Origin of the sequence: Novimethylophilus sp., from assembly GCF_036504375.1 — a bacterium.
In the GTDB taxonomy this organism is placed as follows: Bacteria; Pseudomonadota; Gammaproteobacteria; order Burkholderiales; family Methylophilaceae; genus Novimethylophilus.
The window spans coordinates 1-5,996 of sequence record NZ_DASXVH010000002.1; the positions used below are offsets into that span (position 1 = coordinate 1).

The 5,996-nt window shown below is 58.5% G+C and carries 6 protein-coding genes and 1 tRNA gene; 2 read left to right on the top strand and 5 right to left on the bottom strand.

Translation table 11 applies throughout. The annotated features are described in order from the left end of the window. Positions 1-371: 371 nt before the first annotated feature. Both VGK14_RS00030 and rimO read right to left on the bottom strand, forming a co-directional pair. Positions 372-446: transfer RNA gene (locus VGK14_RS00030), tRNA-Val, on the bottom strand. Positions 447-854: 408 nt separating this feature from the next. After that, entirely contained in the window at positions 855-2,171 is a 1,317-nt protein-coding gene (gene rimO, locus VGK14_RS00035) for a 30S ribosomal protein S12 methylthiotransferase RimO (protein ID WP_331506844.1), read from the bottom strand. A 14-nt stretch (positions 2,172-2,185) separates the two neighbouring features. Between rimO and VGK14_RS00040 the strand changes: the two genes are divergently transcribed. Beyond that, positions 2,186-2,407, top strand: coding sequence for a hypothetical protein (locus VGK14_RS00040; protein ID WP_331506845.1), 222 nt, complete (start codon positions 2,186-2,188; stop codon positions 2,405-2,407). Here VGK14_RS00040 and VGK14_RS00045 read toward each other — a convergent pair. Genes VGK14_RS00045 through rluD form a run of 3 tightly spaced genes read right to left on the bottom strand, consistent with a single transcriptional unit; the run spans position 2,345 to position 5,001 of the window. Further along, on the bottom strand, positions 2,345-3,151 hold the full coding sequence (locus VGK14_RS00045) for a ZIP family metal transporter (protein ID WP_331506846.1): 807 nt from the start codon (positions 3,149-3,151) through the stop codon (positions 2,345-2,347). The genes VGK14_RS00040 and VGK14_RS00045 overlap by 63 nt on opposite strands. Before the next feature lie 22 nt (positions 3,152-3,173). Continuing rightward, the gene (gene pgeF / locus VGK14_RS00050; RefSeq protein WP_331506847.1) at positions 3,174-3,914 is read right to left on the bottom strand and encodes a peptidoglycan editing factor PgeF; all 741 of its coding nucleotides are present in this window, start codon (positions 3,912-3,914) and stop codon (positions 3,174-3,176) included. Between the two features lie 19 nt (positions 3,915-3,933). Then, complete coding sequence (rluD, locus tag VGK14_RS00055) at positions 3,934-5,001, bottom strand: 23S rRNA pseudouridine(1911/1915/1917) synthase RluD (protein ID WP_331506848.1); 1,068 nt, start codon at positions 4,999-5,001, stop codon at positions 3,934-3,936. Between the two features lie 44 nt (positions 5,002-5,045). On the opposite strand from rluD, the gene VGK14_RS00060 reads away from it, so the two are divergent. Next, on the top strand, positions 5,046-5,870 hold the full coding sequence (locus VGK14_RS00060) for an outer membrane protein assembly factor BamD (protein WP_331506849.1): 825 nt from the start codon (positions 5,046-5,048) through the stop codon (positions 5,868-5,870). The last annotated feature ends 126 nt before the right edge of the window (positions 5,871-5,996 follow it).

Here is a 5,996-nt window from a genome sequence, read left to right on the forward strand (position 1 = left end):
CACACCACCGAGCCAGGCATTTCGTTCATCGTCCCACTTGGGGCCTCCTACTACGCCGCCAGCTACTACTTGGTTCGGCAGTTATTGCGACAGGCAATCACGTTGCCATGCTGTGCATCGCTGCCAATACTTCCAGTGGCCGAATTACCGCTCCATGGACGGCCGCCTATTCGATGTCGATCATTCGATGATGGCGAAGGCATAATTGCCAATCCGGGGTGTTGAAACGCCAGTACAAGCCGGCCCTAATTAACACGACCGTCAATGTCATCAACAACATGCCAGATCCGGCGTATACCGCATGACAGGCTACGAACCAAGGATGCTAAAATATAAAGAGCGCCTGTTCTTCAACAGGCGCTCTTTATATTTGGTGGGCGATAGTGGGATCGAACCACTGACTTCCACCGTGTGAAGGTGGCACTCTACCGCTGAGTTAATCGCCCTACTGTCTATCATCCTGTATAACTGCCAACTTGCAGCACAGGGGAAATTAGGGAAAATATTATCATTATTTCCAATGATAATGAGTTATTCCAAATTACATAATCTCTTTAAAACTCAATCCATTGGCTTGTATTAGCAAGCTCTTTTTCGCCGGGTGAAGGCAGTGCTCTACCGCTGAGCTAACCGCCCAGAAGGCCGGCATTTAACCATAAGAAGCCCGCCGAGGTCAATGGAGATGACCGGAGTCGCGTGGCATGACGGTGTAGAGGTCGATATAGCCGATCGGTCAGGCGGGCACGTGTTCATGCGGATTCCGACCGCTGTTCCGCCGAAGCTTCGGCGCGCGAAATCGTCGATTATGCGACGCGCAAGGGGCTGGACCTGGATACCGCCGCGCGCGTTCTCGCTTAAATCAATTTTGCCCACAGGTCATGGGCGTCCGAATCGGTAATCACCACTTCGGCGAACTCACCGGGTTGCAGATTCTCGCCGTCGGCAATATAAACCAGCCCGTCGATTTCCGGCGCATCGGCTGAACTGCGGGCAACGGCGCCTTCTTCATCCACTTCTTCCACCAGCACGGTCATGCGCCGGTCGATCTTGTTCGCCAGCCGCGCCGCGCTGATTTCCGCCTGCGTATCCATGAAAATGGACTGGCGTTCTTTCTTGATCTCTTCCGGCACCGCGCCCGGCAGCGCATTGGCGGCAGCACCTTCCACCGCGGAATAGGTAAAACAGCCGACGCGATCCAGTTGCGCTTCTTCCAGAAAATCCAGCAGCTGCTGGAAATCGTCGTCGGTTTCTCCGGGAAAGCCGACGATGAAGGTACTGCGTATGGCCAGGTCGGGGCAGATCTCGCGCCAGTTGCGGATGCGCGCCAGCGTGCCGTCGATATTGCCGGGGCGCTTCATCGCTTTGAGGATGCGCGGGCTGGCATGCTGGAACGGGATATCCAGGTAAGGCAGAATCTTGCCCTGTGCCATCAGCGGTATCACCTCATCCACATGCGGATAGGGGTAGACGTAGTGCAGGCGTATCCATACGCCCAGTTCGCCCAGGGCCTCGGTGAGCTCGGTCATGCGTGTCTTGAGCGGGCGGCCGTTCCAGAAGCCGGTGCGGTATTTGACGTCCACGCCGTAGGCTGAAGTGTCCTGCGAAATCACCAGCAGTTCTTTCACGCCGGCGCGCACCAGGTTCTCCGCCTCGCTCATGACGTCGCCCACCGGCCGGCTGACCAAGTCGCCGCGCATCGATGGGATGATGCAGAAGCTGCAGCGATGGTTGCAGCCTTCGGAAATTTTCAGGTAGGCGTAATGGTTGGGCGTGAGGCGTATGCCTTGCGGCGGGACGAGGTCGGTAAAGGGGTCGTGCGGCTTGGCTAGATGGGTATGCACAGCCTGCATCACCTCCTCCAGCGCATGCGGGCCGGTCACCGCCAGCACACTGGGATGGGCTTGCTGCACCACGTCGCCCTTGGCACCCAGACAGCCGGTGACAATCACCTTGCCGTTTTCCGCCAGTGCTTCGCCGATCGCATCCAGCGATTCCTCCACGGCGGTATCGATAAACCCGCAGGTATTGACGACGACCAAATCGGCATCCTGATAGCTGCCGGAGATTTCATAACCCTCGGCGCGCAGCTGAGTAAGGATGCGCTCGGCATCCGAAGATGCCTTGGGGCAGCCGAGGGAAACGAAACCGACTTGGGGAATTGATTTGCTCATGATAGGCTAACCTGATGTATATCGTTGCTATTGCCTGGCTTTATGTAACGCTGATGATGGCGGTTACCGAAGCCAGCTTGATGGCTGGGGTGCTGACCCTGGTGTTTTACGGGCTGCTGCCGTGCGGCCTGCTCCTGTGGATAGTCGGCACGCCGCAGCGAAAAAGAAACCGCTCAACCCAGATCGCCCAGCAAGGCCTTGGTGAGCCAGATCGAACCGATTCCCAGGCCGATTAACGTGACCTGCTGGGCAGTCGCGTGCAGTTCCGGACGCTTGTGCAGGCCGGGGATCAGGTCCGCCACCGATACGTAAATCATGCTGGAGGCGGCCAGACCCAGCACATATGGCACAAACTCCTTCATCGTCCCTAGCGTGTAATACGCCAGCACGCCGCCCACCAGCGTCGCCACGCTGGAAAGCAGATTCAGCAGGATGGCCTGACGTTTGGTGTAGCCGGAGTGCAGCAGGATCAGGAAGTCGCCTACTTCCTGCGGAATTTCGTGGGCGATGATCGCCAGCGCGGTCACCACGCCCAACTGGAAATCCGCCAGGAACGCGGCCGCGATCAGGATGCCGTCGACGAAATTGTGGAAAGTGTCGCCGATGGTAATCATCAAGCCGCTGCGCCCATGGTCGTGCTCGTCAGCGTGGCCGTGGGTGTGGCTATGCTCGACCGCCGGGGTGCCATGCGCTTCGCATTCCTCGCCATGGCAGTGGCGCCACAGCACCAGTTTTTCCAGTACAAAAAATAGCAGAATGCCGCCCAGGATAGTCGCAGCCATGCTTTGCGCGCTTTTCCCGGCTTCGAAAGCTTCCGGGATGATTTCAAGAAACGCCGCCCCCAGTAATGCGCCTATGGCATAACTGACCAATACCGGAACCCAGGTGGCACGCGCCTGAAAGGCGACAAAACCGGCTGCCATGACGCTGAGGATGCCGCCGAACAGGCTGGCGATGAGAATTGCGCTGAGAGTAGACATGTCGGGCATTATACCGGGGCCGTCAAGTTTTCCAGATCAAAGTCGCCATACGGCCGGTCTGGCCATCGCGGCGGTAGGAAAAGAATCGTTCCTTCTCGGCGTAGGTACAAAAATCTCCGCCGTAAACTTGCGCGACACCGAGGGCTGCGAGGCGCTGACGGGCAAGCCGGTAGAGGTTGGCCAGATATTTTTGCCCCCCACCCTCCGTCATTGGCAAAGGAATAAAGGCAGCGGCGGCAGCCGGGTCGTTGCCGATGAACGCATCGCGTACTTCCGCCCCTACTTCAAACGCCTGCGGGCCGATTGCCGGACCGAGCCAGGCCATGAGTTCCGCGCCAGGCACTTCCATGGCCCCGACGGTAGCCTCGATCACGCCGTCGGCCAATCCGCGCCAACCGGCGTGGGCCGCAGCGACTACGCTGCCTGCGGTATTGCAGAGCAGCACAGGCAGACAGTCGGCGGTCATCACCGCACATACGGCGTTGTTTTTGCGTGCAACGCAGGCATCGGCGCGCGGAAGGCAGCCGGCGGTTTCGGCCATGACGACATTGGTGCCATGCACCTGTTCCAGCCAGACGGGTTCGCTGGGAACGAGTGTATTGAGCAAATAGCGGTTTTTTTCTACCGTAACCTGATCATCCCCGACGTGACTGCCGAGGTTGAGGCTGTCGTAGGGCGCGATGCTGAAGCCGCTGTTGCGCGTCGTCTGCAAGGCGTGCACATTGGCGGGCGCGGGCCAGTCGGGAACGATGAAAGAACCCATTCCGGCAGGAGATGAACCCTCATTCTTCATCTTCGTCCCAGTCTTCCTCCCCGTCATCGGCCAGCATCGGCACGCCGCCTTCCCACCATTCGTCGTTATCTTCCTCTGCCGAAGCCAGCACGGCCAGACGGGCATCCTCGCGCAATACCGCCAGTAGGTTTTTCATGTCTTCCGGCAATTCGGAGCGCCATTGCATCGGTTCCTTGGTCGCCGGATGGATCAGGCCCAGCCGGGCGGCATGCAGTGCCTGGCGCCGAAAACTCCGCACCGCCTCAGTCAGCTCTTCCGCCATGCGGACGCCAGCCATGGTGCCGCCGCGCGGGCCGTAAACCGGATCGCCAACCAACGGTGCCTTGATCGATTGCATATGCACGCGAATCTGGTGGGTACGACCGGTTTCCAGCAGGCAGCGCACATAGCTGTGCCAGGAAAAATTTTCCAGCGCCTCGAAGTGGGTGATGGCAGGCTTGCCGAAGTGCTTGACCACGGCCATCCTGGTGCGGTCGTGCGGGTTGCGGCCAACCGGGGCATCCACCTTGCCCTTGCCGTGCACGATGCCCCATACGATGGCACGGTATTCCCGCTTGACCGTCCTCGCCTGTAACTGGCGCACCAGGTCGGTCTGCGCGGTGATGGTTTTGGCGACGACCAGCAAGCCGCTGGTTTCCTTGTCCAGCCGGTGCACAATGCCGGCACGCGGCACGCCTTCCACCTGCGGGGCATAATGCAGCAAGGCGTTGAGCAGCGTGCCTTCCCAATTGCCTGCAGCGGGATGCACCACCAGTCCGGCCGGCTTGTCTATCACCAGGATATGGTCATCCTCGTACGCGATATCAAGCGGAATATCCTGAGCCTTGAAGGCCGACTCTTCGGGGCTGGGCTGCGGTTCCACGACCACCAGTTCGCCTCCCCAGACCTTCTGCTTGACGTCCGCCGGGCGTCCGGAAACACTCACCAGCCCGTCCTTGATCCAGCTCTGCAAACGACTGCGCGAATAGGCCGGCAACAGCTTCGCCAAAGCCTGGTCCAGGCGCATGCTGCCACAGTCGTTGGGAATGGTCAGGGTAATCGGCTCAAGTGTGGACACGTTTCGGATATAATCAGCAATAAATTTAGCCACGGATTGTATCCATGAAACGTCATTTCGCGTTAGCACTTCTTTCCCTGTTCACCCTGCTGTCTTCCGGCTGCGCCATTTTCGGCGACCCCACTGAAATCGACGAGACCAAGGGCTGGGGGGTGCAGAAAATCTACGCGGCTGCCGAGGACAGGATGCGCGAGCGCGATTATGAAAAGGCGATCAAGTATTTCGAGATTATCGAGTCGCGCTACCCGCATGGCCGCTATGCAATGCAGGCCCAGCTGGAATCCGCTTATGCCTATCATAAAAAAGGCGACCCGGTTGCAGCCAACGCCGCAGCTGACCGCTTCATCAAGCTGCACCCGCACCATCCCAACGTGGACTATGCCTACTACCTCAAGGGGCTGACCAGCTTCAACGAACGCGGCATTGTAGAAAAACTGACCGAGCAGGAAATCAACGACCGCGACCCGAAAGCCCTGCGCGAATCTTTCCTGGCTTTCAAGGAACTGTCCACGCGCTTTCCCAACAGCAAATATAGCAAGGACGCCACCCAACGCATGACCTACCTGGTCAATAGCCTGGCCGGGCATGAATTGCACGTTGCACGCTATTACATGAAGCGCCAGGCTTATCTGGCAGCAGTCAATCGCTGCAAATATGTGCTGGTGGAATACCCGGACTCGCCTTCGCAGGAAGAAGCGCTGGTCATTATGGTCAGCGCCTATGACCTGATGGGACTGGACGACTACAAGAAAGACACCTTGCGCGTGCTCAAGACCAACTACCCGCAAAGCCGCTTTGTATCAGGTGAAGCCCCCAAGGACGAGAAAGTCTGGTGGAAATTCTGGGAAGGCCTGCTGGGGAATAAATAAGCTATCAGTTTGAGACCCATGCTTTTGCCGAATGCTGACCGCTAACTTTTAGCTAGGGCGTGTTCATACTAATTTCGCGTCTGCGACGGGGGCGATTTGGGATGCCATCCGCGAAGCAAGACGCGC